The organism is Caballeronia sp. LZ016, assembly GCF_031450805.1.
GTDB lineage: Bacteria > Pseudomonadota > Gammaproteobacteria > Burkholderiales > Burkholderiaceae > Caballeronia.
Window position 1 is genome coordinate 1,024,542 of record NZ_JARTVY010000002.1, and the last position, 25,980, is coordinate 1,050,521.

Annotated in this window: 25 protein-coding genes; 13 read left to right on the forward strand and 12 right to left on the reverse strand. The window is 64.8% G+C overall.

Annotation, left to right across the window (positions count from 1 at the left end; translation table 11 throughout):
- Positions 1-27: 27 nt before the first annotated feature.
- From P9220_RS18270 to P9220_RS18285, 4 genes are all read left to right on the forward strand, one after another.
- The gene (locus P9220_RS18270) at positions 28-522 is read left to right on the forward strand and encodes a hypothetical protein (RefSeq protein WP_309766522.1); all 495 of its coding nucleotides are present in this window, start codon (positions 28-30) and stop codon (positions 520-522) included.
- A gap of 219 nt (positions 523-741) precedes the next feature.
- Complete coding sequence (locus tag P9220_RS18275) at positions 742-1,356, forward strand: glycosyltransferase family 9 protein (protein WP_309766524.1); 615 nt, start codon at positions 742-744, stop codon at positions 1,354-1,356.
- A 19-nt stretch (positions 1,357-1,375) separates the two neighbouring features.
- Complete coding sequence (locus P9220_RS18280) at positions 1,376-1,537, forward strand: hypothetical protein (protein ID WP_309766526.1); 162 nt, start codon at positions 1,376-1,378, stop codon at positions 1,535-1,537.
- A gap of 185 nt (positions 1,538-1,722) precedes the next feature.
- Entirely contained in the window at positions 1,723-3,264 is a 1,542-nt protein-coding gene (locus P9220_RS18285) for a methyl-accepting chemotaxis protein (RefSeq protein ID WP_309766528.1), read from the forward strand.
- Between the two features lie 45 nt (positions 3,265-3,309).
- Here P9220_RS18285 and P9220_RS18290 read toward each other — a convergent pair whose 3' ends face one another.
- A complete protein-coding gene (locus P9220_RS18290) occupies positions 3,310-4,518 on the reverse strand; it encodes a M20 aminoacylase family protein (protein ID WP_309766529.1) in 1,209 nt (402 codons plus the stop codon).
- Between the two features lie 270 nt (positions 4,519-4,788).
- Here P9220_RS18290 and gabT point away from each other — a divergent pair, with 270 nt between their 5' ends.
- A complete protein-coding gene (gabT, locus tag P9220_RS18295) occupies positions 4,789-6,084 on the forward strand; it encodes a 4-aminobutyrate--2-oxoglutarate transaminase (protein WP_309766531.1) in 1,296 nt (431 codons plus the stop codon).
- Between the two features lie 14 nt (positions 6,085-6,098).
- On the forward strand, positions 6,099-7,559 hold the full coding sequence (locus P9220_RS18300; RefSeq protein ID WP_309766533.1) for an NAD-dependent succinate-semialdehyde dehydrogenase: 1,461 nt from the start codon (positions 6,099-6,101) through the stop codon (positions 7,557-7,559).
- Positions 7,560-7,562: 3 nt separating this feature from the next.
- Here the strand turns inward: P9220_RS18300 and P9220_RS18305 are convergent, their stop codons facing one another.
- Entirely contained in the window at positions 7,563-8,180 is a 618-nt protein-coding gene (locus P9220_RS18305; protein ID WP_404980279.1) for a hypothetical protein, read from the reverse strand.
- 252 nt (positions 8,181-8,432) lie between these two features.
- On the opposite strand from P9220_RS18305, the gene P9220_RS18310 reads away from it, so the two are divergent.
- The gene (locus P9220_RS18310) at positions 8,433-9,593 is read left to right on the forward strand and encodes a metallophosphoesterase (protein ID WP_309766534.1); all 1,161 of its coding nucleotides are present in this window, start codon (positions 8,433-8,435) and stop codon (positions 9,591-9,593) included.
- A gap of 211 nt (positions 9,594-9,804) precedes the next feature.
- Here the strand turns inward: P9220_RS18310 and msrB are convergent, their stop codons facing one another.
- From msrB to P9220_RS18325, 3 genes are read right to left on the reverse strand one after another with little or no spacing between them, the layout of a single operon-like run.
- Positions 9,805-10,311 carry a peptide-methionine (R)-S-oxide reductase MsrB gene (msrB, locus tag P9220_RS18315; protein ID WP_309766535.1) on the reverse strand — a complete coding sequence of 169 codons (507 nt, stop codon included), beginning with the start codon at positions 10,309-10,311 and terminating at the stop codon, positions 9,805-9,807.
- 48 nt (positions 10,312-10,359) lie between these two features.
- The gene (locus tag P9220_RS18320) at positions 10,360-11,121 is read right to left on the reverse strand and encodes an ABC transporter permease (protein WP_309766537.1); all 762 of its coding nucleotides are present in this window, start codon (positions 11,119-11,121) and stop codon (positions 10,360-10,362) included.
- Complete coding sequence (locus tag P9220_RS18325) at positions 11,118-12,044, reverse strand: ABC transporter ATP-binding protein (protein WP_309766539.1); 927 nt, start codon at positions 12,042-12,044, stop codon at positions 11,118-11,120. The genes P9220_RS18320 and P9220_RS18325 overlap by 4 nt, the downstream gene beginning before the upstream one ends.
- Positions 12,045-12,162: 118 nt before the next feature.
- Between P9220_RS18325 and P9220_RS18330 the strand changes: the two genes are divergently transcribed.
- The gene (locus tag P9220_RS18330; RefSeq protein WP_309766541.1) at positions 12,163-12,642 is read left to right on the forward strand and encodes a 2,4'-dihydroxyacetophenone dioxygenase family protein; all 480 of its coding nucleotides are present in this window, start codon (positions 12,163-12,165) and stop codon (positions 12,640-12,642) included.
- Positions 12,643-12,656: 14 nt separating this feature from the next.
- Here the strand turns inward: P9220_RS18330 and P9220_RS18335 are convergent, their stop codons facing one another.
- Positions 12,657-13,814: a DUF2827 domain-containing protein gene (locus tag P9220_RS18335; protein WP_309766543.1), complete on the reverse strand. Its 1,158-nt coding sequence runs from the start codon at positions 13,812-13,814 to the stop codon at positions 12,657-12,659.
- On the reverse strand, positions 13,811-14,947 hold the full coding sequence (locus P9220_RS18340; protein WP_309766546.1) for a DUF2827 domain-containing protein: 1,137 nt from the start codon (positions 14,945-14,947) through the stop codon (positions 13,811-13,813). The genes P9220_RS18335 and P9220_RS18340 overlap by 4 nt, the downstream gene beginning before the upstream one ends.
- Before the next feature lie 417 nt (positions 14,948-15,364).
- Between P9220_RS18340 and P9220_RS18345 the strand changes: the two genes are divergently transcribed.
- From P9220_RS18345 to P9220_RS18355, 3 genes are all read left to right on the forward strand, one after another.
- Complete coding sequence (locus tag P9220_RS18345) at positions 15,365-16,216, forward strand: 3-hydroxybutyryl-CoA dehydrogenase (RefSeq protein ID WP_309766548.1); 852 nt, start codon at positions 15,365-15,367, stop codon at positions 16,214-16,216.
- 330 nt (positions 16,217-16,546) lie between these two features.
- Complete coding sequence (ydiK, locus tag P9220_RS18350; RefSeq protein ID WP_309766550.1) at positions 16,547-17,638, forward strand: AI-2E family transporter YdiK; 1,092 nt, start codon at positions 16,547-16,549, stop codon at positions 17,636-17,638.
- A gap of 263 nt (positions 17,639-17,901) precedes the next feature.
- Positions 17,902-18,462 carry a DUF6572 domain-containing protein gene (locus tag P9220_RS18355; protein ID WP_309766552.1) on the forward strand — a complete coding sequence of 187 codons (561 nt, stop codon included), beginning with the start codon at positions 17,902-17,904 and terminating at the stop codon, positions 18,460-18,462.
- A 93-nt stretch (positions 18,463-18,555) separates the two neighbouring features.
- Here P9220_RS18355 and P9220_RS18360 read toward each other — a convergent pair whose 3' ends face one another.
- The 3 genes from P9220_RS18360 to P9220_RS18370 form a co-directional block, all read right to left on the reverse strand.
- Positions 18,556-19,257 carry a hypothetical protein gene (locus P9220_RS18360; RefSeq protein ID WP_309766554.1) on the reverse strand — a complete coding sequence of 234 codons (702 nt, stop codon included), beginning with the start codon at positions 19,255-19,257 and terminating at the stop codon, positions 18,556-18,558.
- Positions 19,258-19,380: 123 nt separating this feature from the next.
- Positions 19,381-21,081: an AMP-binding protein gene (locus tag P9220_RS18365; protein ID WP_309766556.1), complete on the reverse strand. Its 1,701-nt coding sequence runs from the start codon at positions 21,079-21,081 to the stop codon at positions 19,381-19,383.
- 12 nt (positions 21,082-21,093) lie between these two features.
- Entirely contained in the window at positions 21,094-22,227 is a 1,134-nt protein-coding gene (locus P9220_RS18370; protein ID WP_309766828.1) for an acyl-CoA dehydrogenase family protein, read from the reverse strand.
- Positions 22,228-22,362: 135 nt separating this feature from the next.
- On the opposite strand from P9220_RS18370, the gene P9220_RS18375 reads away from it, so the two are divergent.
- Positions 22,363-22,524: a hypothetical protein gene (locus P9220_RS18375; RefSeq protein ID WP_309766557.1), complete on the forward strand. Its 162-nt coding sequence runs from the start codon at positions 22,363-22,365 to the stop codon at positions 22,522-22,524.
- A gap of 9 nt (positions 22,525-22,533) precedes the next feature.
- Here the strand turns inward: P9220_RS18375 and P9220_RS18380 are convergent, their stop codons facing one another.
- Both P9220_RS18380 and P9220_RS18385 read right to left on the reverse strand, forming a co-directional pair.
- Positions 22,534-23,211, reverse strand: coding sequence for a hypothetical protein (locus P9220_RS18380; protein WP_309766558.1), 678 nt, complete (start codon positions 23,209-23,211; stop codon positions 22,534-22,536).
- A gap of 203 nt (positions 23,212-23,414) precedes the next feature.
- The gene (locus P9220_RS18385) at positions 23,415-24,710 is read right to left on the reverse strand and encodes an MFS family transporter (RefSeq protein WP_309766560.1); all 1,296 of its coding nucleotides are present in this window, start codon (positions 24,708-24,710) and stop codon (positions 23,415-23,417) included.
- A 236-nt stretch (positions 24,711-24,946) separates the two neighbouring features.
- On the opposite strand from P9220_RS18385, the gene P9220_RS18390 reads away from it, so the two are divergent.
- On the forward strand, positions 24,947-25,969 hold the full coding sequence (locus P9220_RS18390; protein ID WP_309766561.1) for a DUF2891 domain-containing protein: 1,023 nt from the start codon (positions 24,947-24,949) through the stop codon (positions 25,967-25,969).
- The last annotated feature ends 11 nt before the right edge of the window (positions 25,970-25,980 follow it).

The following is a 25,980-nucleotide window of genomic DNA, read 5'->3' on the forward strand; positions in this document are numbered from 1 at the left end:
TGCGCTTATTCGTTGAGACGACACCACATGGCCGCTCTGCCGCTCGAAGCTCTTCGCCAGCAACATTCCCTGACTGCGCTCGTGCCGAAATCGGCGGGGCAACTGCATAGCGAACGCGAGCGGCTGATTGCGCGCGCCGGCTTGCTGCTGAAGGCGACTATCGCGCTGGCGCTCGTGGGCGCGGCCTTCGTCGCGGGATTGCCGTTTTCGCCGGTGCCGCACGAATACAGCTTCGGCCTGCAGGAAGTGCTGGGCGTCGCGGTGTTCGCGTCGTGCCTGTTCCTGCTGCACGAGCGCGCCGAACTGACGCTCGCGCTCTACGACTACGAGCCGGTCGAGCAGACCACGCAGGGCGAATTGCGCGCGTTGCTGCATCGGGTGCCCGAAGGCGCGTCGTATCAGCAGGCGCTCGCCGCCGACAACCGCACCTTCGTGACCGGTGAAGTCGACGGCATCCGCCGTCGCGCGGAAGCGTTCACGCCGAAAGCGCTGCCCGCCGAAGACGGCAATCCGGAAACCTGAGCCGCAGCCGTTTCGCCGGCGTCGAGAACCGCCGCTCCTGATCGCGCAGGGCGGCGGTTTTCTTTTGAGGGCGCGCGGACGGCGAACCGTCTTGACGATCCTTTGTCCGCCGCCTTCAATACGGACATCCGGAACCCTCTTCGATAGGCATGGCGCGTGCTGAAACTTATGCCTCCGATCCGCCCGAGACACGAGGCCACGCCAATTGCAGGAGTCAGGATGCGAGCCAATCCCTTTTCGAAGTTTGCCGATGCGCTGTCCCCGGACCTGTCGCTCGCCCCGGCGCTGATCCCCGATTCGCCGTCCGCGCCCCCTTCCGCGCCTTCCGATGACGCGCTCACCGATGCCCAGTACGACGAGCTGGTGGCGTTTCACGGCATCGAACGGGAGCGGCTGGTGCTGATTCATCCCGGCAGCCATCACGCTGCGCCCGCGTGGGCTGCGGAGCAATATGCCGATGTCGCCGACCAGCTCGCCGCCGACGGCTGGCAGATTGCGATCATCGGCGACGCGCCCGATCCCGAGCGCACCGCAGGCGTGCTCGGCGCGATGCAGACCGCCGCGCTTTTTCTGGCCGGCGCGGTCGCGCCGCGCACGCTGCCGCGCCTGATCGCGGATGCGCAGCTCCTGCTTTCCGACGACGCGCAGGCGCCCTCGCCCGTCGCCGTGGCGCGCGCGCTCGGCACGCCGCATATCGTGCTGAACGAACATCCGCGCGGCACCGCGACCGACGCGATCGCGCGCCGCGCCCGCGCCGAGTTGTCCGATGTCGAGCACGCGCACCCCGGCCAGCCGTTCACGCTGCACATGCCGGCGTCACACGATGCGTTCTGACTTTCTTTCCGGAGCCACGATGAGATTCGACCTGCAGACCAGTCCCGTCCCCGATCCGATCGCGGACCCGAACCGCGATCCGGAAGCCGATCCGCTCACGCCGCCGTCGCCGGGGCATCGTCCGGACGAGCCGCAGCATCCGGAAGCGCCGCCGGACAAGGACCCCATCGTCCGTTTCTGAGCCGCCCCGCCCGCCTGCCCGCGTCACATCGGGTATTCCCCGCCTCAATCCCGCCTGCCTCGCGCCGTAAAGCAGCCATGCGGCGGCGCACGCCGTCGCATCGTCGATACACACACAAGACAACGTGACATACAAACGTGACGTCAACGTAACGTAACGGAAGAGCGGGCGCACACATGAACGGAATGACCCTCAACAGAAAGCTCGGCTCGCTGATCGCCGTGCTGTGGATCGGCCTGATCGCCATCGGCGTGATCGGAGCGTGGCAGAACCGGACCTCGATGATCGACGACCGCAAGGAGCAGCTCAAATCGCTCGTCGGCGAAGCGCATGCAATCGTCTCCCATTACGCGGCGCTCGCGGCCAGCAAGACGCTCACCGACGACGACGCGAAAAAGCGCGCACTCGAAGCCGTCGGCGCGATCCGCTACGGCACCGACGGCTATCTGTCCATCAACGACTCGCGTCCGGCGATGGTCATGCATCCCATCAAGCCCGCGATGGTCGGCCAGAATCTCGCCTCCTACACGGATCCGGCGGGCAACCGGCTCTTCGTCGATATCGTCAAGGCGGGCGATCAGCCGGGCGGCGGCTTCGTAAGCTACCTGTGGTCGAAGCCGGGCAGCGACAAGCCGGTCCCGAAGCTCTCGTATGCGCAGAAATTCGCGCCGTGGGACTGGTACATCGTCACCGGCATGTACATGAACGACGTGCAGGATGCGTTCTACGCGAGCGCGCTGCGCTGGCTCGGCATTACGGCCCTGCTCGGCGCGGCGGCGACGGTGGCGATGCTCGTCGTCCTGCGCAGCATCCGGCGCAATCTGGGCGGCGAGCTGGAAGTCGCGGTCGGCGCGGCGCACCGCATCGCGGGCGGCGATCTGACTGCAACCGTCCACGTGCGTCCCGGCGACACGACGAGCCTCCTCCACGCGCTCGCGACGATGCAGCGCGGGCTCGTCGAAACCGTCTCGCGCGTGCGCAACGGCACGGAGAACATCAACGTGGGCGCGTCCGAGATCGCAGCGGGCAACACCGATCTGTCGCAACGCACCGAGGAACAGGCGGCGGCGCTCGTGCAGACCGCGTCGAGCATGGATCAGATGACCGCGAACGTGAAGAACAGCGCGGAGAGCGCGGCGCAGGCCGCACGGCTCGCGGAGCAGGCGGCGGACGTCGCGACGCGCGGCAGCGGCGTGGTCGATGACGTGATCCACACGATGACGCGCATCACCGAAAGCTCGCAGCAGATCGGCGACATCATCGGCGTGATCGACGGCATCGCGTTCCAGACGAACATTCTCGCGCTCAACGCCGCCGTCGAAGCGGCGCGCGCCGGCGAGCAGGGACGCGGCTTCGCGGTCGTCGCGGCGGAAGTGCGCAGCCTCGCGCAACGATCGGCGACGGCGGCGAAGGAAATCAAGGCGCTGATCGAGACATCGACGCAGACGGTGGAGGAAGGCGCGTCGCTCGTATCGAACGCGGGCGCGACGATGGGCGAAATCGTCCAGTCGGTGCGGCGCGTGAACGAAATTCTGGACGAGATCAGCAACGCGTCGCGCGAGCAGAGCGCGGGCATCGAACAGGTGAATCGTGCGGTCGTGGAGATGGACCAGGTGACGCAGCAGAACGCGGCGCTCGTCGAAGAAGCCGCCGCAGCCGCGCATTCGCTGAAGGATCAGGCGGACGGGCTGCGAGAGGCGATCGGCAGCTTCAGATTGCCGGCGTGATGCGAGCGGTTCGATGCGCGAGGCGGGGAGCCTCGCGCGTTGTGATTACTCAGCCAGCCACCGCTCCACCAGCCGCGCCCAATACGCGGCCCCGACCGGCAGATTCTTGTCGTTGAAGTCGTAATGCGGGTTGTGGACCATGCAGCCGTCCTCGCCCGCGCCGTTGCCGATGCGCAGGAACGTCCCCGGCCGCGCCTGCAGCATGAACGCGAAGTCCTCGCTGCCCATCAGCAGATCCGTATGCGCGACGACGTTCTCGTCACCGACCAGCTCGCGCGCCACTTGCGCCGCGAACTCGGTCTCGGCATCCGAATTGACGACGACCGGATAGCCTTCGACATACGACACCGTCGCCTTCGCGCCGTAACTCGCCGCCTGCGCTTCCACGAGTTCGCCGATTCGCCGCTTCAGCAGCTCGCGCACCTGCGGGGTGAACGAGCGCACCGACAGTTCGAGCGTCGCGCGGTTCGGAATGACGTTGTTGACGGTTCCCGCGTGCATCGAGCCGACCGTGACGACCGCCGGTTGCGCCGGATCGACATTGCGCGCGACGATCGTCTGCAACGCCATCACGATGCTCGCCGTCACCACGACCGGATCGACCGAAAGATGCGGACGCGCCGCGTGGCCGCCGACGCCTTCGATCACGATGGACACCTGATCGCCCGCCGCCATGAACGGGCCCTTGCGAAACAGGAATGTGCCCGGCTGCGCGCCAGGATGGTTGTGCACGCCGAACACCGCATCGCAATGAAAGCGGTCGAACAGGCCTTCTTCGATCATCCGTTGCGCGCCGCTCGGCACGCCGTGCTCCTCGGCCGGCTGAAAGTACAGATGCACGGTGCCGTTGAAGCGGCGCGTGCGCGCGAGGTGGCGGGCCGCGCCGAGCAGCATCGTCGTGTGGCCGTCGTGACCGCACGCGTGCATCTTGCCGTGCGTTTCGCTCGCGTACGGCTTGCCGGTCTGCTCGACGATCGGCAGCGCATCCATGTCCGCGCGCAAGCCGATGCTCTTCGTCCCCTCGCCCGCCTTCAACGTGCCGACGACGCCGGTCCCGCCGACGCCGCGCGTGACCTGCCATCCCCACTCCGCGAGCTTGTCCGCGACGAGCGCGGCCGTGCGCGTCTCTTCGTAGGACAACTCCGGATGACGGTGAATGTCATGGCGAATCTCGCGCAACGAAGGCGCGTCGTCCGAAAGGTCGGCGATTTCGGTGAAGCGGTGATCGGACGAAGGGAAAGAATCGGTCGTCATGGAAAAGCCCTGGCTGAGAATGAATGCACGGCGCGGCGTGAAAGGCGCACATGATCCTCCACTCGCGCGCCGCTCGCCAGTCCGGCGACGCTTCTGTGCATTTTTCGCACGACGCCGTGGTCCGGGAACGCCGAATGGCTCCCCGCGTTTTAATGAAATGGCTCTGAACCGAAGAGCCAAATCTCACTATAGTCGGCGCTATGTCGCGGCTGCGGTCGCGATCGACACCACAACCGATCACCGCGCCGACGCGGAAAAGGAGATTTCGCCGTGAATGCCCCTCTCAAAAACGCCGACCTGCAAGCCCGCAAGAACGCCGCGACGCCGCGCGGCGTGGGCGTCATGTGCGATTTCTACGCGGCGCGCGCCGAAAACGCGGAACTCTGGGACGTCGAGGGCCGGCGATTCATTGATTTCGCGGCGGGCATCGCGGTCTGCAACACGGGGCATCGGCATCCCAGGATCGTCGAGGCGATCCGCGCGCAACTCGATTGCTTCACGCACACCGCGTATCAGATCGTGCCTTACGAATCCTATGTGTCGCTCGCCGAGAAGATCAGTGCCCGCGCGCCGGGCCGGCATCCGAAGAAGACCGCGTTTTTCACGACAGGCGCGGAAGCCGTCGAAAACGCCGTGAAGATCGCGCGCGCGGCGACCGGGCGGCCCGCCGTCATCGCGTTCACGGGCGGCTTTCACGGCCGCACGCTGATGGGCATGGCGCTGACCGGCAAGGTCGCGCCGTACAAGATCGGCTTCGGGCCGTTCCCGTCGGATGTCTATCACGCGCCGTTCCCGAATCCGCTGCATGGCGTGTCCGTCGACGACTCGCTGCGCGCCATCGGGCATCTGTTCAAGGCGGACGTCGAAGCGAAGCGCGTCGCGGCGATCATCTTCGAGCCGGTGCAGGGCGAAGGCGGTTTCAATCCCGCGCCGCCGGAGTTCGTGCGCGGCCTGCGCGACATGTGCGATGAACACGGCATCCTGCTGATCGCCGACGAGGTGCAAACCGGCTTCGCGCGCACGGGCAAGCTCTTCGCGATGGAGCACTACGGCGTCGAACCCGATCTGATGACGATTGCAAAGAGCCTCGCCGGCGGCATGCCGCTGTCGGGCGTCGTCGGTCGCGCGGACGTGATGGACGCCGCCGCGCCCGGCGGTCTCGGCGGCACGTATGCGGGCAATCCGCTGGCGGTGGCGGCGGCGCACGCGGTGCTCGACATCATCGACGAGGAAGCGCTTTGCGAACGCGCCGTCGCGCTCGGCGACAAGCTCAAGGCGAAGCTCGACGCGCTGAAACGCGACGTGCCGCATATCGCCGATGTGCGCGGCCCCGGCGCGATGATCGCGGTCGAATTCTGCAAGCCCGGCACGCGAGAGGCCGACGCCGACTATGCGAAGCGAGTCCAGGCGCGCGCGCTCGAACGCGGCCTGCTGCTGCTCGTATGCGGCGTGTACGGCAACGTCGTGCGGTTCCTGTTTCCGCTGACGATCCAGCAAGAAGTCTTCGACGAAGCGCTCGGCATTCTGGAATACGCGCTGCGCGACAAGATCGGCGCGGCGGCCTGAACGAAGGACACGACATGAGCCTCCACGATCGACTCAAGGACGCGGCGCTGCTGCGTCACGAAGCCTATATCGACGGCGAATGGCGGCACGCCGACGACCGCGCCACGCTGGAAGTGCGCGATCCGTCGAACGGCGAATCGCTCGGCCACGTTCCGAACATGGGCGCGGCCGAAACGCGCCGCGCAATCGAAGCCGCGAACGCCGCCTGGCCCGCGTGGCGCGCGAAGACGGCCAGGGAGCGCGCGGTCATCATGCGCCGCTGGTACGAGCTGATGACCGAACACGCCGACGACCTCGCGCTGATCCTCACGACCGAACAAGGCAAGCCGCTCGCCGAAGCGAAGGGCGAGATCGGTTATGCGGCGTCGTTCATCGAATGGTTCGCAGAGGAAGGCAAGCGCGTGGCCGGCGACACGCTCGCCACGCCCGCCGCCGACAAGCGCATCGTCGTGACGAAGGAGCCGATCGGTGTCTGCGCCGCGATCACGCCGTGGAATTTTCCTGCCGCGATGATCACGCGCAAGGTCGGCCCGGCGCTCGCGGCGGGCTGTCCGATCGTCGTGAAACCGGCGGAGGCGACGCCGTTCACCGCGCTGGCGCTTGCCGTGCTCGCCGAGCGCGCGGGCGTGCCGAAGGGCGTGCTCGGCATCGTCACGGGCGATCCGAAAGCAATCGGCGGCGAGATGACGGCCAATCCGATCGTGCGCAAGCTGTCGTTCACGGGATCGACGGCGGTCGGGCGGCTTCTGATGGCGCAAAGCGCGCCGACGATCAAGAAGGTCACGCTGGAACTGGGCGGCAACGCGCCCTTCATCGTGTTCGAGGACGCCGATCTCGACGCCGCCGTGCAGGGCGCGATTGCCTCGAAGTATCGCAACAGCGGGCAGACGTGCGTGTGCACGAATCGCTTCTATATCCACGAGCGCGTCTACGATGCCTTCGCGCGCAAGCTGGCCGATGCCGTCGCCGGGCTGAAGGTCGGGCGCGGCACGGAAAGCGGCGTGGCGCTCGGGCCGCTGATCAACGAGGCGGCGGTTAAGAAAGTCGAATCGCATATCGACGATGCGCTGGCAAAAGGCGCATCCGTGGCTGCGGGCGGCAAGCGTCACGCGCTCGGCCACGGCTTTTTCGAACCCACGGTGCTGACCGGCGTCACGCCGGACATGCGCCTCGCGAAGGAAGAGACGTTCGGGCCGCTCGCGCCGCTCTTTCGCTTCTCCACCGACGAAGAGGTGGTCCGCCGCGCCAACGACACCGAATTCGGGCTCGCGGCCTATTTCTACAGCCGCGACATTCGCCGCGTCTGGCGCGTGGCGGAGGCGCTCGAATACGGCATGGTCGGCATCAATACCGGGCTGATTTCGAACGAAGTCGCGCCGTTCGGCGGCGTCAAGCAGTCGGGGCTGGGCCGCGAAGGCTCGCATTACGGCATCGACGATTACCTCGTCATCAAGTATCTGTGCATCGCGGTGTGATGCCTACTTGGCGGCATTGGCGGCGTCCGCGGGCGTGACCCTGACGGCCGCCGCCGATACGAACACCGCGTGCACGGTATCGCCCTTCTTCAACTGCTGCGCGTCGAAGTCGGCCGGATAGTCGAGCGTTTCGGTGCCCCACGGTCCGCGCAGTGTGACCGTGCGCTGCTTCCGGTCGATCTTCTCGACCGTCGCAAGCACTTCCACGCGGCGCGACGATTCGAAACCGCTCACGCCGCCCGCTTCGGACGCCGGCGAGTACGTCTGCGTATCGACACGCTTGCGCAGGCCCTTCTCACCGCCCGTGACCTTGTCGGCGGTGACGAGCAGCGCGTTCTTGTACAGCACGTCCACCTTGTCGCCGACGCGAAGCTGATCGAAGTTCGTCACTTGCCTGTCGACGAGCACGGTCGCATCGCGATGCGGGCCGCGCAGCGTCACCATCCGCGTCGACGGATCGATGCCGGTGATGGTCGCCTGAATGTGAATTGGCGGCGCGGCGGCAATCACCTGCTGCGCGTCCCGGTTCAGCTCGTCGCTGCCTTGCGCCGATGCCGCCCCGCCCGCTGCGGCGATGGACGTCAAAACGAGAATCGAAAGTGCCCGCCGTTTCATGCTCATGGTCGCCTGCTCCCTTTGGACATTTGCAGTGCCAAGCACCAATATCACGTCGCCGCCGCGCGGATCATCGAATCGCGCTATGCATTGCGCGCGGCTCAGAGGAATGTGCAATCGATTGTTGAAGATCGTCCATCAAGATGTCATCGATGTCGACTAAGGCGTGAATTTTGGTGAAACGGTAGAATCGGCTGCTGGCGGAAACGGGGCTGATGAGCGCCTCGCCGCCGTCTCTTCGACCTGCACAGGGGCGCTATGCGACGTTCCGCATTCTTTCTCCGCTTCATCGGTATCGGCGTCTTGTTTCATCTCTATGTGGGTGTGCGGCTCATTCCCGCTGCGCCCGTGGGCATGCCGCTCAAGGTGCTTGCGGCCGCGCTGCTCGTTGCATCGCTCGTGCTCATTCCGCTCGGGATGATGGCGCGCAGCATCGAACCGCCATCGCTCGCCGACCGCCTCGCATGGTTCGGCCTGACCGCGCTCGGTTTCTTCTCGTCGCTGCTGTTGCTGACTTTCGCCCGCGATTTGCTGCTTTTCGCCGTCCATGTCATCGACTGGCTGCGCGGCGCGCCAATCGGTTCGCCCCGGCTCGTCGCCTATAGCGCGCTGGCGGTGCCGATGCTTGCGGTCCTCTCGTCCGCGATCGGCTTTTATAACGCGCGGCGGCGCGCGCCGGTCGTCAGCGTCGACGTCCCCATCGACGGCCTTCCCGCCGCACTCGATGGCTTCACCATCGTGCAGATCAGCGACATTCACGTCGGCCCGACGATCAAGCGGCATTACGTGGAGCGCATCGTCGCGGCGGTGAACGGGCTGTCGCCGGACGTCATTGCGGTAACGGGCGATGTCGTCGACGGCGCGGTGCCGAATCTCGCCGATCACACGCGCCCGCTCGCACGCTTGAGCGCACGCCACGGAGCGTTTCTCGTCACCGGCAATCACGAGTACTACTCGGGCGCGGACAAGTGGATCGCGGAGTTCCGCCGGCTCGGGCTCAACGTGCTGCTGAATCAGCATGTGGTGGTGGATCACGATGGCGCGCGCGCCGTGATTGCCGGCGTGACCGATTACAACGCGGGCAGCTTCGATCCCGCGCATCAAAGCGATCCCGCGAAAGCGATCAGCGGCGCACCGGCCGACGCCGCCGTGCGCGTCCTGCTCGCGCATCAGCCGCGCAGCGCGACGGCCGCCGCCGAAGCGGGCTTCACGCTGCAGCTATCGGGGCATACGCATGGCGGGCAGTTCCTGCCGTGGAATTTCTTCGTGCGCCTGCAGCAGCCTTTCGTGGCCGGCCTCGTGAACATCAACGGGCTCTGGGTGTACACGAGCCGCGGAACGGGCTACTGGGGGCCGCCGAAACGGCTCGGGGCGCCTTCGGAGATCACGCGCGTGCGGCTGGTCTCGCCGACGGTCTAGGACAAAAGAGGATGACTGAGGGAGTGGACGCGCGCCGCATGACGCGCGTCCTGCGCTTGGGGAAAAGCGCGACGTTCGAACACGGGAATGAACGAACGCCCTTCATCGACGAGCGGGAATCCCGCCGACGAAGCATCGACAAGTTAAAGAATTCGGGCCGCAGCGACCACTAGAACTATCTTAAAAATTAGCTGTTCTTAGGCAATCAAAGTCAGGTCTGCTGGAATGTCAGCGCCGCGCCGTTGATGCAGTAGCGCAAACCGGTCGGCTTCGGACCGTCGTCGAAGACATGGCCCAGATGGCCGCCGCAGCGCCGGCAGTGCACTTCGTTGGCGAGCGTGACAGGTGGCTCGGCGGCGTGCGTGGCGACGGCGCCATCGAGCGGCTTCCAGAAGCTCGGCCAGCCGGTGCCGCTCTCGAACTTCGCTTCCGACGAAAATAGCGGCAGGCCGCATCCCGCGCACGCGAAACGGCCATCGCGCCGTTCGTGCAGGAGCGGACTGGCGAACGGCGGCTCGGTCGCGCCGCGCCGGAGCACGCGATACTGCGCGCTCGACAACCTTCTGCGCCAGTGCGCCTGACTATGCTCGATCTCGTAAGACGTATGCGATCCGGCGCGCGCCGGCGCGGCCCCGACATGCCACGGTGCGACGCCGCTCGCGATCGTGGCGGCCATCGCGCCGAGAAAACTGCGTTTCGTGCGTCTCATGACTTTCATCGGATGAACGCCTCCTCGTTTCTCGTCTCGCCGGCGCGAGCGCTGGCTTCACGCCTTCAGCCGATACCCCGTCTTGAATATCCACGCGACGATCGCGATGAACACCGCGAGGAATACGAGTGTCATCGCAAGGCTTATGCCGACATCGACATCCGCGAGACCGTAAAAGCTCCAGCGGAATCCGCTGATCAGATAGACGACCGGATTGAACAGCGCAACGGTTTTCCAGAACGGCGGCAGGATGTTGATGGAGTAGAAGCTGCCGCCAAGGAACGTGAGCGGCGTGACGATCAGGAGCGGAATGATCTGGAGTTTCTCGAAGCCGTCCGCCCATATGCCGATGATGAACCCGAGCAGGCTGAACGTCACCGATGTCAGCAGCAGGAACAGGATCATCCACACCGGATGGTCGATGCGCAGCGGCACGAAGAGCCGCGCAGTCGCGAGAATGATGAGCCCGAGAATGATCGACTTGGTCGCCGCCGCGCCGACATAGCTCACGACGAGTTCCAGATACGACACCGGCGCGGACAGCAGTTCGTAGATCGTGCCGGTGAACCTCGGAAAGTAGATGCCGAACGACGCATTCGCGATGCTTTGCGTGAGCAGCGACAGCATGACGAGGCCGGGCACGATGAACGCGCCATAGCCGATGCCGTCCACTTCCGGAATGCGCGAGCCGATGGCCGCCCCGAACACGACGAAGTAAAGCGAAGTGGAGATGACGGGCGAGACGATGCTCTGCATCAGCGTGCGGCCGGCGCGCGCCATCTCGAAGCGGTAAATTGCGCGTACTGCGTGTAGATTCATTTGGCTTCCCTGACGAGGCTCACGAAGATGTCTTCGAGCGAGCTTTGCGTCGTTTGCAGGTCTTTGAAACGCACGCCGGCTTCATCGACATGGCGCAGCAGCGCGATGATGCGGCCCGGCTCGTCGTGCGCGTCGTACGTATAGGTGAGTTCGGCGCCGTTCCCCGACAGCGTCAGCGCGTAAGGCGCAAGCGCCTCGGGAATGGCGGCGAGCGGTTGCTCGAGTTGCAGCGTGAGCTTCTTCTGCCCCAGCTTGCGCATCAGTTCCGCCTTCTCTTCGACGAGCACGATCTCGCCGCGATTGATGACGCCGATCCGGTCCGCCATCTCTTCGGCTTCCTCGATGTAATGCGTGGTGAGGATGATGGTCACGCCGTTGGCCTTCAGGTCGCGCACGAGAGTCCACATGTCGCGGCGCAGCTCGACATCGACCCCGGCCGTGGGTTCGTCCAGAAAAAGGATCTCCGGTTCGTGCGCGAGCGCCTTCGCGATCAGCACGCGCCGCTTCATGCCGCCCGAAAGCGTCATGATCTTGTTGTCCTTCTTGCTCCAGAGCGACAGCGACCTCAGCACCTTTTCGATGTGCGCCGGATTCGGCGCGCGCCCGAACAACCCGCGGCTGAACGAGACGGTTGCCCAGACGGTTTCGAAGGCGTCGGTGGTGAGTTCCTGCGGCACGAGGCCGATCATCGCGCGGGCGGCGCGATAGTCGGTGACGATATCGTGCCCCGCGACGGTGATCGCGCCCTGGCTCGCCCGCACGATGCCGCAGACAGTGGAAATGAGCGTCGTCTTGCCCGCCCCGTTGGGGCCGAGCAGCGCGAAGATTTCGCCTCGGCGAATCTCCAGGTTCACGTCCCTGAGCGCGGAGAAGCCCGACGCGTAGGTCTTGTATAGGTTCGATATAGCGATGATGTTCGGCATGGCGTGGACGATAGCAGATACCGCGCCAATCGGCTGGAACCGGAGGGGTCGTCCGAACGGCCGATGTTCGTCATGCACGCCGCTCTTTAGAATGAGCGGTCAGACATAAGGAGCCGTCATGCTGTTCGAACACATCCAGACCGCGTGCATCAACGACGCGGACTTGCCCTGGGTCCCCTTCACGCCCTACAGCGAGCGCGTGCTCGTCAAGTACTTCAAGCTCGATCCTATTCGCGGCGAAACCATCGCGCTGCTGAAAGCGCCGGCGAAAGGGCAGATGCCGCGTCACCGGCATACGGGCACGGTCATCGTCTATACGGTGGAAGGGCGATGGAAGTATCGCGAGCACGAGTGGATCGCGGAGAAAGGAAGCATCGTGTACGAGACGGCCGGCTCCGCGCATACGCCGGAAGCCGTCGCGCCGCTGGATGGTCCGGGCGATATCGTCACGCTCAACATCATTCAGGGCGAACTCGTGTTCACCGATGAAACCGGCCGCACGCTCGCCACCGAAGACTGGCGTAGCGGCTGGAACCGCTATGACGCGTACTGCCGCGCGCACGGCCTCGCGCCGCGCGATCTGACGGCGTTCGGCTAGCGCGCGGCGCGGCCCTAGCGCTTCTGAAAGAGCGCGTCGAGCGCTTCCGAATACGCGCGGATGTTCGCCTCGTATAACGGGTCCAGCGTGCGCAGGAATGCACGGGCAGTGGCGCGATAGGCTTCGAGATTCGCGTCGTGCCGCTCGAACGCCTCACGCAGCGCGCGGCCGCCGTCTTCGCAGTCGAAGCCGTGATAGCGGTATCCGCAATCGCCGATCATGTCCGAATTGTGGATGAGCGGATAGCCGCCGTGCAACGCCTCGTAGTACAGATAGTTCTGCGCATTCTCCCACTGGTGACTGACGATAGCATCGATCTCGCGCGGCACGATCTGCGCGAACGGAAACCGCGCCTCGAACGATGCGAGGTTGTGCCTGACCACATCCAGATTCCGCGCGAATTCGATGAACGTGGGCTGCTCCTTCAGCTTCGCCGTGCCGTAGACGCGCACGGCGTCGAGCACGTTCGGATCGGCGCGATGCGCGCATTCGCACGCGAGCAGCGGCACGTAGCTCGTCTTCACCATCGAGACGTTCGGCTCGAAGATGCCGACGCGCCAGCGGCGCTTGCCCGGCTGATAGCCGAAGCTCAATCCTTCGGGCAGATTGCGCGCGTCCTTCTCGAGCAGCATCGGGCTCCAGATATGCGGCACGATCGTGACCGGCGCGCGGCCGAGCGCCTGAAAGTACGGCTTGCCGGTCCGTTCGTACTCGGGCAGGGTCCACATCGCATCGTAGTAAAGCTGGGAGACGAGGCCCGCGGGCGGCAGCCCGAAAACCATGCATTCGATATCGAGCACGTAGTCATTGCCGACGCGCATCGACACGATCTTGCCGCCGCGCTCGCGGAAGCGCGTCACCCATTCGTGACTGAGCTGCGCGGCCATTTCGATCATCACGTCGAGCCGGCCCAGCGCGGATTCCGGTTCGATGAGCGGCGCGGGCGCATCCGCCATGAAACGCTTCGCGTCTTCGCGGGTGCCGTCGCCGCTCGCGACGATGTAGACGGCCTCCACGTTCGGCGACCGCGCGAGCAGCATGATGAGAAAGAGCGCGTTCTGGGCGATGCCGCTTTCGAACATCGACTGTCCGGCGCCGCGCACATACACCGACACGCCGACGCGCAGCTTGCGCGCAGAAGGCTTCTTGCTTGTGTTGTTCACGGAACTCATCGTGCGGCGCTCCCGTTCGGGCGATTCCAGAGATGCATCAGGCGTTGCGCGTAGGCTTCCAGATTGGCGGGGTTGAACGGATCGACGGCGTCGATCACGCGGCGCGCGCGCGCGCGGTAATCGTCGAGCGACGCGTCGTGCTCGCGCACCGCGCGCAGCAGTTGCCGCGCGCCTTCCTGCACGTCGAAGTCGGGATAGTAATAACCGGCGTCTTTCAGCCAGGGCGAGTTGTGGATCAGCGGATAACCGCCGAAGAGCGCATCGAGATAGAGATAGTTCTGGTCGTTGGCCCATTGATGCGACACGATCGCGTCGCCGTGCATCGCCATGAAACTCACGATATCGTGCCGGCCTTCGAACAGCGCGCGATGATCCCGCACGAGGTCGAGCGAATTCGCGAGATACAGCAGCGTCGGATGGTCCTTCATGTGGAAGGTGTTCAGCGCGACCATCTTCGATACGCTTTCGCGGTTGGCGCGATACGCCTCATCACAGACGAGCATCGGAATGCTCGACGTTTTCTGCACCGATATGTTCGGCTCGAAAATGCCGATACGCAGCGCCTGCGTGCCCGTCTCCGCGCGCGGGCGGTAGCCGTAGCGATGGCCGTGCTGCGCGACATGCGCAATGCGTTGCTCGAGGAATTGCGGATGCCAGATATACGGCACTTCGAACACGTCGCAGCGATGCAGCGTGCGCATGATCGGCGCGGACGGCGCGTCCTTCGACAGCAGCCAGACTTCGTCACAGCGATCCGGGCGCGGCATGTGGCCCGTCTTGCGGAACATCGCCGCTTCGGTGAGCCCGAGATACGGCTGACCGACGACATAGAACACGACCTTGCGCCCGCGCGCGCGCATCAGGTCGAGCCAGCCGACATCGAGCGCGCCGCCCAGTTCGATGATCACATCGACGGCATCGGTCGCCTCTCGCAAGCCGATCACGCGCAGCTTCTTGCCGGCGAGGTCCACTTCCTGCGGCATGGCGGCGAGCGCGCCGACATCGATCAGGTCGACGGAAGAAACAAAGGGCAGGCGCTGAAACAATTCCGCGAGAAAGACGATGTTCTGGCCCATTCCGTTCGACCAGATGCTATGCCCCTCGTAGCTCGCCATCGAAATGCCGATTCTCATTGACACCACTTTCAATACTCCGAAAAGACTTCGCCGGGCCATGACAGGCGGCAAGACAGCGCGCGGTCCGCGCAGACTGGCCCGGCGTGAAACGTTGATTCAGAACCACGACTCGAGCCGAAACGAAGCAACGACGGAAACAATGTCGCTGCGGCCGGCCGACCGGGTGCGGCGTTCGTGACAGACGAAGAACGGGCAACGCGAAGCGGCGGCGCCTCCGTGCGGCATCGAGTGCGATGACGGGCGCTTCGGCGGCGCGGCATTCTACCAACTGCCATCCGTCATCGTTTGATGAACTGAGTGTAGGCCAAACTTTCGGAAATATGGCAGCGAGCGGCCGTTCGCGACTTCAGGAAGACGGGCGTCGCGGCTCGGTAGAATCAGGCGTCGCATCCATTCACGAAACAGGAGCAATCGATGAGCATTCAGACGGTCGGTATCGTCGGAGCGGGAACGATGGGCAACGGCATTGCGCAGGTCGCGGCCGTCGCGGGATTGAAGGTCGTGATGATCGATGTCACCGACGCCGCGCTTGCAAAGGGCGTCGCCACGCTGACGAACAGCCTCGCGCGCCTCGTGTCGAAGGACAAGCTCGATGCTGCCGCGCGCGATGCGGCCATCGGGCGCATCGGGACATCGACCGATTACGCGTGTCTCGCCGAAGCCGACATCGTCATCGAAGCGGCGACCGAGAACACCGAGCTCAAGCAGCGCATCCTGAAGCAGATCGAAGCCGCCGCGCGGCCCGATGCGATCATCGCGACGAATACGTCGTCCATTTCGATCACCGCGCTCGGGGCGACGCTCGCCGACCCGGGCCGCTTCATCGGCATGCACTTCTTCAATCCGGTGCCGCTTCTGCCGCTCGTCGAAGTAATACGCGGCGTGCGCACCAGCGACGAAACCGCCGCGACCGTGCGCGCGCTGACCGAAACGCTCGACAAGTCGCCGATCGGCGTGCGCAATTCGCCGGGCTTCGTCGTCAACCGCATTCTCGTGCCGATGATCAACGAAGCGTTCTTCGTGCTCTACGAGGGCATTGCGAGCGCGGAGGAAATCGACGCCGGCATGAAGCTCGGCGCGAATCATCCGATCGGGCCGCTCGCACTGGCCGATCTGATCGGGCTCGACGTGTGTCTTTCCGTGATGGACGTGCTTCATCGGGACTTCGCCGACTCGAAGTATCGTGCGTGCCCGATGCTGCGCGAATACGTCGCGGCGGGGCGGCTCGGGCGCAAGACGCGGCAAGGCGTGTATCGCTACGACTGATTGCCGCGAGCGGTCACGCAGCCGGCAGCAGCGTGGCGAGATTGCTGAACACGGTGATCAACGCATTGACGCCGACGAACGCGAGCGCCCCGCTGGACGAACGGTTTTTGCAACTGCCCATCCTTCTTCCTGGCGCACGGAGGGCAGTCCATGCATGTGCCCGGGCGCGCGGGGAAACGCTCTGCGGTTTGAGTACGATCGATTGCATGCCGTATCATGCCGCCCGTCGTTCGCAAGACGCTGCTTGCTCGCGCGCGTGCTTTGGCTTATCGCTCGATGCATGCGCGGTGTCTGCCGCGCCCTCCGCATTCCTTACGAAACACACGCGCCATGTCAACTCCACCCAACGGCCAGCCGAATCTCAATCCGCGCCAGCCGGTCGATATCGCCCGCATTCTGCTTCTCATCGCGATCCTGCTTGCGCTGACCATCGGCAGCCTGTATATCCTGCGGCCGTTCATTCCCGGCATCATCTGGGCAACGACGATCGTCATCGCCACATGGCCGCTGATGCTCGCCGTCCAGCGCCGCTGCGGCAACCGCCGCTGGGTCGCGACGACGGTGATGCTGCTCGGCTTGCTGATCGTCATCGTCCTGCCGCTCTATCAGGCGATCTCGACGCTCGCGCTGCATGCCGGCGACATCATGTCGGCCATCAAGAGCCTGCCGACTTACGCGCTCCCTCCGCCGCCGGCCTGGGTGCACGACGTGCCGCTCGTCGGACAGCGCGTCGCGACCGAATGGCAATCGCTCTCCGATGCCGGCCCCGGCGGACTCCTCGCGAAGCTGGAACCCTATGCGACCGTCGCCGCACGATGGATGCTGTCGCACGCGGCCGTCGTCGGCGTGTTCGTCGTGCACATGCTCATCACGCTCGTCATCTCGGGCATCCTGTACACGCGCGGCGAAGCGGCGGGGAGTTTCGTCGTGCGCTTCGCGACGCGCATCGCGGGACAGCGCGGCGCGGAAGCGATCAAGCTCGCGGGCCTTGCCATCCGGGCGGTGGCGCTCGGCATCGTCGTAACGGCCGTCACGCAATCGGCGCTCGGCGGCATCGGGCTGTTCGTCGCCGGCGTGCCGGCGGCGGGCGTCATCACGGCCGTCATGCTGATGCTGTGTCTCGCGCAGATCGGGCCGCTCTTGCCGCTGCTCGGCGGTGTCGCCTGGCTTTTCTGGCACGATTCGCATGTGGCGGCGGTGCTGCTGCTCGTGTGGTCGCTGATGATCGCGATGCTCGACAACTTCTTGCGCCCGCTGCTGATTCAGCGCGGCGTCAATTTGTCCATGTTGCTGATTCTTTCCGGCGTGCTTGGCGGCATGTTCGCTTTCGGAATAGTCGGATTATTCATAGGACCGGTTATTCTGGCCGTCACTTCCGCCATTTTGAATGCGTGGATCAACGAGCAGCCGCCGACCGCGTGAAACGCTTCTTGCATTAGCGGCCTGCTCCGCGATTCGAGCGCAATCGAGCGACCGCCGTTGCTTCGCGGCGACGGCTGCGATTCATCTCGATAATAAATTTCGACAAATCGGATACCGAAGTGCGAAGTTATCCTAGATTCCTTTTCGGAGTCGTACGAAAAAGCGTCCTCCGGCCGCTGTACACAGTGTTTCACGGTTTTGCGACGCGACAAACCCGTTACAATAGGTTTCTTTGATACTTGCCCGATCCAGGGCGTAGGGGAATGACCATGTCTTTGCGCGACGTGGACGTCATCGATTACATCGGGATCAATGTCCTGTTTAAGCAAGTGTATGTCGGCCTTTTCGATGACCTCGACTGGCAGGACGAACAATTGCATCAGGATTTGCTGACGAAGAAAATCGACCACTACACCCGGTATATTCGCTCGGGTCAATTACTGCTGAATTATCCGAAAGTCCGGGGCTATGAGATCGTCGTCGAATACGTTTCGATGCAGGCCATGACGCCTTCCGGCGTCCGCTTCTGGAAAACGCGGGAAGAACTGATTCGCGCCGCGGGTTATGGCGTGCGTACGCGTGGTGTCGATGTGCGACGCTCGCTCGGGTTAAGCGTCGAGGAAGACGTCGCAATGACGGAAGAAGCGGATGTGTGCGAGCTCGTCGAGCCGCCCGCGCTCGAAGTGCTGGACCCGGAGCCGGACATGCAGTTCACCGAGGTGAGGGACGTCTCTTTTTTGCCGCCGCCCGTTCGGGCGCCGCGCCGGCTTCAATCGTTGCCGGTGCTGAACCGGCTTGCGATGCGCCGGGCGGCGATGATGTAAGCGGCGAAGCGCAGCATCGAGGCGATGCGATCACGAAATAGTAAAGCGGCGAGCCCATGAAGCTCGCCGCTTTCTTTCGTGGGAGCCGCGCGCCTACTGTCCCACACCCAGCGCGGACGTCGCGATAGCCGGCACCGAAATGCCGTTCGTCTTGGCGTATTGCACCGCCTGCGTCAACGTCTGCACGAGCGATTGCAATTGCCCCGGCGCCGATTGCGCGATATAGGACGCCGCCTGCGCCGTCCCCGGATTCGTTCCCGCCTGCAAGAGCGAGGACATGTTCATCGAGTTCTTCACCGCGCCGAGGTCCGACTGCAGACCCGCATATTGCTTGACGCCCTGCCCGAGCGACGCGAGCCCATCCGTGAACGTCTGCTTGCTGGCGGCAGTCGGCGGCGTGGCCGCGTTGCCGGTGAACGCCTGCATCAGCGATTGCGATACGCTCTGTTGCGTCCCGCCGAGTTGCGACAGCACACTGGCGCTCGGCACTCCGCCTCCCGAGGCGCCCGACAGCAGCCCCGCCGCCGATTGCGCCTGGCTGGCGACGCCCGCCATCCCCATTGCCGATGCGAGACTCGATTGCCCCGTCAGCACCTGCTGGTTGGCGCCGAGATAGTTCTGCACGAGCGAGCCGAGCGCGGACGGTTGCGCCGCGGCATTCCCGTCCGCTGACTCCGACTTGTTGCCGAAGCCGAATTGTTGAAGGTTGATCTGTGCGTAAGATGCGGCGGGCGCCGCGAGCGCACCTGCGAGGCCAGCCGTCAGAAGCGCGATCCGTAGCGAGCGATTCGGCATGTCGGGTTCCTCCCTGAATTGATCCGACGTGAATGGAGCCGATTCGACCTGCGGGCCTTCAGACGGTTCGCCGAGTTACATTTGCTTTCGATTCGCGCCGCAAGCCGGGGTTTCCAGACCGCATCATTTCGCCGGCTCGCGCAGTTCCGGAAAGTCTTCTTCCCAGAATTCGTTGTCGCGCCGTGTGCCGTCCTGCCCGCGCGCCGTCTCATGCCTGCGCAAGTCGACGCGCCGGATCTTGCCGGAAATCGTCTTCGGCAATTCGGCGAACTCGACCCGCCGAATGCGCTTATAGGGCGCGAGCCGCTCGCGCGAGAAAGCGAACACGCTGCGCGCCAGTTCCGGGCCGATGGTGAACCCGTGACGCAGCGTCACGAAAGCCTTCGGCACAGACAAGCGCAACGCATCCGGGCTCGGCACGACCGCCGCTTCCGCGATCGCCTCGTGTTCGATCAGCACGCTCTCCAGCTCGAACGGGCTCAGGCGGTAATCGGAGGACTTGAAGACATCGTCGGCGCGGCCGATGTACGTGAAATAGCCGTCCGCGCCGCGCGCCGCGACATCGGACGTGCGATAGAAGCCGCCGCGCATCGCGTTTTCTGTAGCAGCGGGATTATCGGCATAACCGGTCATCAGGCCGAGCGGCGGCGGGTCGAGCGCAAGCGCGATCTCACCTTCGTCGGCGGGCTGGCCGTCCGGATCGAGCAGCGCCACGCGATAACCCGGCAGCGGACGCCCCATCGATCCGGGCACGAGCCGCTGGCCCGGCGAATTGGCGATCTGCGCGGTGGTCTCCGTCTGGCCGTAGCCATCGCGGATCGGCACGCCCCACGCCGCCTGCACCCGCTCGACGACTTCGGGATTGAGCGGCTCGCCGGCCCCGACGATCTCGCGCAGCTTCACGCGATAGGACGCAAGCGGCTCCTGAACCAGCATTCGCCAGACGGTCGGCGGGGCGCATAACGTGGTGACTTCGTGCTGCACGAGCGCATCCAGCGTGCGAGCGGCGTCGAAGCGGCTGAAGTTGTAGATGAACACGCATGCCTGCGCGTTCCACGGCGCGAAAAAGCAGCTCCACGCGTGCTTCGCCCAGCCGGGGGAACTAATGTTCCAGTGGACGTCGCCGGGCTGCAGGCCGATCCAGTACATCGTCGACAGATGGCCGGCCGGATAGCTTTCGTGCGTATGCGCGACGAGCTTCGGCTTAGACGTAGTGCCGGATGTGAAGTACAGCAGATAAGGATCGCGCGCATTCGTTTCGGCATCCGGAATAAATTCCGGCGATGCCTCGTGGCCCTCATCGTAGTCGAGCCAGCCTTCGCTCGCGCCGCCGACCGCGAGCCGCACGCCGGGAAGATCGATGCCATTGAACTTGTGCGTCTCGCTCGCCTCCGCGATCGCGTGCTGCACCTGACCGAGCGCAATGCGCTCGCGCACGTCACCGCTCGACAGCTGCGTCGTGGCGGGCAGCACGATCGCGCCGAGCTTCATCGCCGCGAGCATGGTTTCCCATAGCTCGACGCGGTTCGGCAGCATCAGCAGAATGCGCTCGCCGCGTTTCACGTTCAGCGCGCGCAGATGATTCGCCAGCCGCGCGGAGCGCTCGCTCATCTGCGCGAAAGAGAGCCGTGTCTCATCGCCGCTTTCGCTCACGATCTGCAAGGCGGGCGCATGGTTGCCGCGCGCCATCGGATCGAAGTAGTCGAGCGCCCAGTTGAAGCGATCGAGCACGGGCCATTGGAACTCGCGATACGCGGTCTCGTAGTCGGTGCGATGACGCAGCAGAAAGTCTCTTGCCTCGATGAACGGCTCGGCCCGGCTCATAGGGTCTCCTTCTCATACGTTTCGCGCGATGACCATCCGCTGCACTTCGCTCGTCCCTTCGTAAATCTGCGTGATGCGGGCATCGCGATAATGCCGCTCCACCGGATAATCCTGCAGATAGCCGTATCCGCCGTGAATCTGGATCGCGTCCGAACACACGCGCTCGGCCATTTCCGATGCGAACAGCTTCGCCTGCGATGCCTCCGACAAACACGGCACGCCCTCGGTCCGCATGCGCGCCGCGTGCAACACGAGCAGACGCGCCGCGTTGATCTGCGTCTGCATGTCCGCGAGCATGTTCGCGACCGACTGATGCTCGATGATCGGCTTGCCGAACTGCACCCGCTCGCGGGCGTAGGCGCGCGCCGCATCGAAAGCCGCGCGCGCGATGCCGAGCGCCTGCGCCGCAATCCCGATGCGCCCGCCCTCCAGGTTCGACAACGCAATCTTCAGCCCCTCGCCGCGCTCGCCGAGCAGATTGGCGGCGGGAATGGCGCAATCGTCGAAGGTGATCGGGCAGGTATCCGATGCGCGAATGCCGAGCTTGTGCTCGGGCGGCCCGACGCTGAAACCCGGCGTGCCGGCCGGCACGATGAACGCCGAAATGCCGCGCTTGCCAAGTTCGGGATCCGTCACCGCGAAGACGATGGCCACGCCCGCGCGCCGCCCGTTCGTCACGAACTGCTTGCTGCCGGAGATGATCCACTGGCCGTCGCGCTCGACGGCGCGCACGCGCAGGTTGTTCGCCTCCGAGCCCGCGTGCGGCTCGGTCAGGCAGAACGCGCCGATCACCTCGCCGCTCGCGAGCCTCGGCAGCCATTCGGCCTTTTGCGCATCGGTGCCATAGGCGAGGATCGGGCCGCAGCCGACGGAATTGTGGACGCTCATCAGCGTCGCGCACGAGGCGCAGCCCGCCGCGATCTCTTCCATCGCGAGCGCGTAGGCGGTGTAGTCGCTGTATGTGCCGCCGAAATCGCCCGGCACGATCATGCCGAGCAGCCCGAGTTCGCCGAGCTGCCGGACGACGGCGTCGGGAATCGCGCCGTCCTTGTCCCACTGGCCCGCGTTCGGCGCGAGCACTTCGACCGAGAACTGGCGCGCCGCATCGCGAATCATGCGCTGCTCTTCGGTGAGAAAACTGTCGATCATGGTTGAACCCGGTGATGGTCTCGTGTGACCAGAACGATCACGCGAACCGCGCGCTTTCGCCACCTAGTGACAACCCGAATGAATAAGGACGGTATATATTGAGAAACCTTCACCCTGCGCCCGGAGCACGCCATGACGCAGTCACCGCAAGACGCACCGAACAAGCCCTCGCAGCCCGCGACCGAAGAAGACTTGCTCGACGAGGCGCTCGACGAAACTTTTCCTGCCAGCGATCCGATCGCCGTTCATCCGCAACCCGAATCCACCGGGGACCGGCAAGCGCCCAAGAAGTGAATCGCGCCTTCAGTTGGCGTCGTTCGACTCCGGCTCGTCGGGCGACGCCAGCAAGGCGACGAGTTTCTCGACGTGTTGATGCAGCAGCTTGACGTGCTTGTCGATCTGTTCGAGCCGGCCCGACAAATCGGCCTTCGCGGCTTCGCTCATGCGCTCGGACGCGATGAGTTCATCGGCCTTCGGCAGCATCGGCTCGACCTGGAGCAGGCCAAGCTGACGCTCGAGGCGCCGCAGATCCTGCGACAGCAGTTCGCGGTTCTTCCTGAACAGGAGATCGCGCCGGTTCGCCTCCGCCTGCTGCTGGGCGAGATCGGCGACGCGCCGCGTGGCTTCGGTCTGGGACAGCAGCGGCTCGGGGCCGCGAAGCACGGAACGCTTCGGCGCCGGATGCGCGCTGCCGCGAAAAGTTGCGAACGGCCGTTCCTCGTCGAGTGCGCGCCTGACTTCCGGGGGCACGTCGGCGGGGGCGCGGCGCTCGTCCATCCAGTGCGGCGGCAGGCCGGACACCAGTTCGATGCCGCGCACGAACTCCTCGTTGAAATCGCGCTGCCCCGCGACGATCAGCTTCATGAACGACGGCGAGAAGTTCATCATGCGGGCGAGACGCGTCGCGCCGCCCGGCGAGCCGGTCAGCACGTTCATGTTCGCGCGCCAGACGACAAATAACGTTTCGTCGAAATCTTCCATGGACAGGCTCCTGGCGGACCGATGCGCCCGCATGCGCTCATCGCCGTGGCGCGCGACGATGCCGCGCGCGTGTGTATCCTGTTTCCGATTGCCACTGTGCGCCGCACCCGGCGCGCCTTCTAACGGCACATACCGCATAAAACACCATACTCAGGTCGACGGCAAGCGGCACGAGAGACCAACAGTCCCCGCGCCGCCAGGCCTTACGGTTCGTTGCGCAGATACCCTTCCTTGCTCGGGTCCATCATCATCCATGACACGACGAACGAGATCGCGCACATCACGGTGACATACCAATAGAACGCCGATTCGTTTCCGATGTTCTTCAGAAACAGCGCGACGTATTCGGCCGATCCGCCGAACACCGCATTCGCCACCGCATACGACAGCCCGACGCCCAGCGCACGCACTTCCGGCGGGAACATCTCGGCCTTGATGAGACCGCTGATCGACGTATAAAAGCTCACGATGGCGAGCGCCACCACCACCAGCACGAACGCCGCGACCGGGCTCGTGACGTCGCGCAGCGCGTGCAGCAGCGGCACGGTGCCGATGGTCGCGAACGCGCCGAAGAAGAGCATCGAGCGGCGGCGGCCGATGCGGTCGGACAGCGCCCCGAAGAGCGGCTGCAGCAGCATGTACACGAAGAGCGCGCCGGTCATCACGTTACTGGCGGTCTTGGCGTGCATGCCCGCCGTGTTGACCAGATACTTCTGCATGTACGTGGTGAACGTATAGAAGATCAGCGATCCGCCCGCCGTGAAGCCGACCACCGTCAGGAACGCTTTCTTGTGCTGCATCAGGCCGGCGAGCGTACCCGCTTCCTTGCGCTCGCGGATTTCGGCGGTCGTGGTTTCATCGAGTGAACGGCGCAGAAAGAGCGACACGAGCGCCGCGCACGCGCCGATGAAAAACGGCACGCGCCAGCCCCATGCCTTGAGTTCTTCCGTCGACAGAAAAAGCTGGAGGATGACGAGCACCAGCAGCGCGGCAAGCTGTCCGCCGATCAGGGTCACGTACTGGAACGACGCGAAGAAGCCGCGACGTCCGCGCAACGCGACCTCACTCATGTAGGTCGCGCTCGTGCCGTATTCGCCGCCTACCGACAAGCCCTGAAAGAGCCGCGCGATCAGGAGGAACAAGGGCGCCCATGCGCCGATGGTCGCGTACGTCGGCAGGAACGTGATGACAAGCGAGCCGCCGCACATCATCAGCACGGAGATCATCATCGCGTTGCGGCGGCCGTGCTTGTCGGCGATGCGGCCGAAAAGCCATCCGCCGATAGGTCGCATCAGGAAGCCGGCCGCGAACACGCCGGCCGTGTTCAGCAATTGCGTGGTCGGATCGCCCTTCGGGAAAAATGCCGCCGAGAAATACAGCGCGAGGAACGAGTAGATATAGAAGTCGAACCACTCGACGAGATTGCCCGACGATGCCCCGACGATGGCGAATACGCGTCGCCGGGTGTCCTCTGCGGTGTACATGGGATGGTCGCTCATGATGTGCTCAGCTTGTCTGTTTGAACGGATCGCAAACCCGGCGCGAGGCCGGAACGGCACGCTCTGTCGGCGTTCGGGCGCAAGTTTAAACGACGCATCGGCGCTCGGCTTGCAGAGCTTCTATCGATAATGACGCACCTAGGTGATTACCCCGACATGAGACTTTCTCGATGCTTTATCGATAAAGTCTCATGCTAGATTGCTGTCCCGGTTTCCCGTTTCACCGCGAGGTGCGCATGAACAAGCAGAATGCGACGGCGCTGGACGCCGCGCTGGCATCCAAGTTCGCGCGGGTTGCGCTCGGTCATCTGACGCGCGAATACCCGAACAAGCTCGATCACGTGATGGCAAGCGCGGCCGACGTGCAGAGTCCGCGCGCGCTGCATCCCATCTTCTACGGCAGCTTCGACTGGCATTCGTGCGTGCACGGCTACTGGCTGATCGCGCGGCTCTACGACCGCTTCCCGGATCTGCCCGAAGCCGCGAGCATCCGCGCGGTCATCGACGAGCATTTCACCGACGCCAACGTTGCAGCGGAAGTCGCCTATTTGCAGCGGCCGGCGTCGCGCGGCTTCGAGCGGCCCTACGGCTGGGCGTGGCTGCTCGCCCTCGCGGGCCAGCTTCGCTCGATGCGCTCGGACGACGGCGCCCGCTGGGCCCGCACGCTGCAACCGCTCGCCGATGCCTTCGTCGATCGCTTCGAGGACTTCCTGCCGAAATCGACGTACCCCTTACGTGTCGGCACGCACTTCAACATGGCGTTCGCGCTGACGCTGTCGCTCGGCTATGCGCGGACGGCCGGCAATGCCGGTTTCGCGCGCCTGCTCGAAGAGACCGCGATGCGCTGGTTCGCGGACGATGTCGCGTGCCAGGCGTGGGAGCCGGCCGGGGACGAATTCCTGTCGCCGTCGCTGATGGAAGCGGTGCTGATGCGTCACGTGCTCCCGGCGGAACGCTTCGCCGGCTGGTTCGATGCGTTCCTGCCGCGCCTCGCGAACCGTGAACCCGCGACGCTCTTCGTGCCCGCGACCGTCACCGATCGCAGCGACGGCAAGCTCGCGCATCTCGACGGCCTGAATCTGAGCCGCGCATGGTGCCAGCGGACGATTGCGCGGGCGCTGCCTGCCGGTGACGCGCGTATCGCCGTGCTCGAAGCGGCGGCCGAAGCGCATCTGGCGTCGGGCATTGCGCACGTCGCCGGCGATTACATGGGCGAGCACTGGCTCGCGACCTTCGCCCTGCTCGCGCTCGAAGCGTGATCGATCGGACG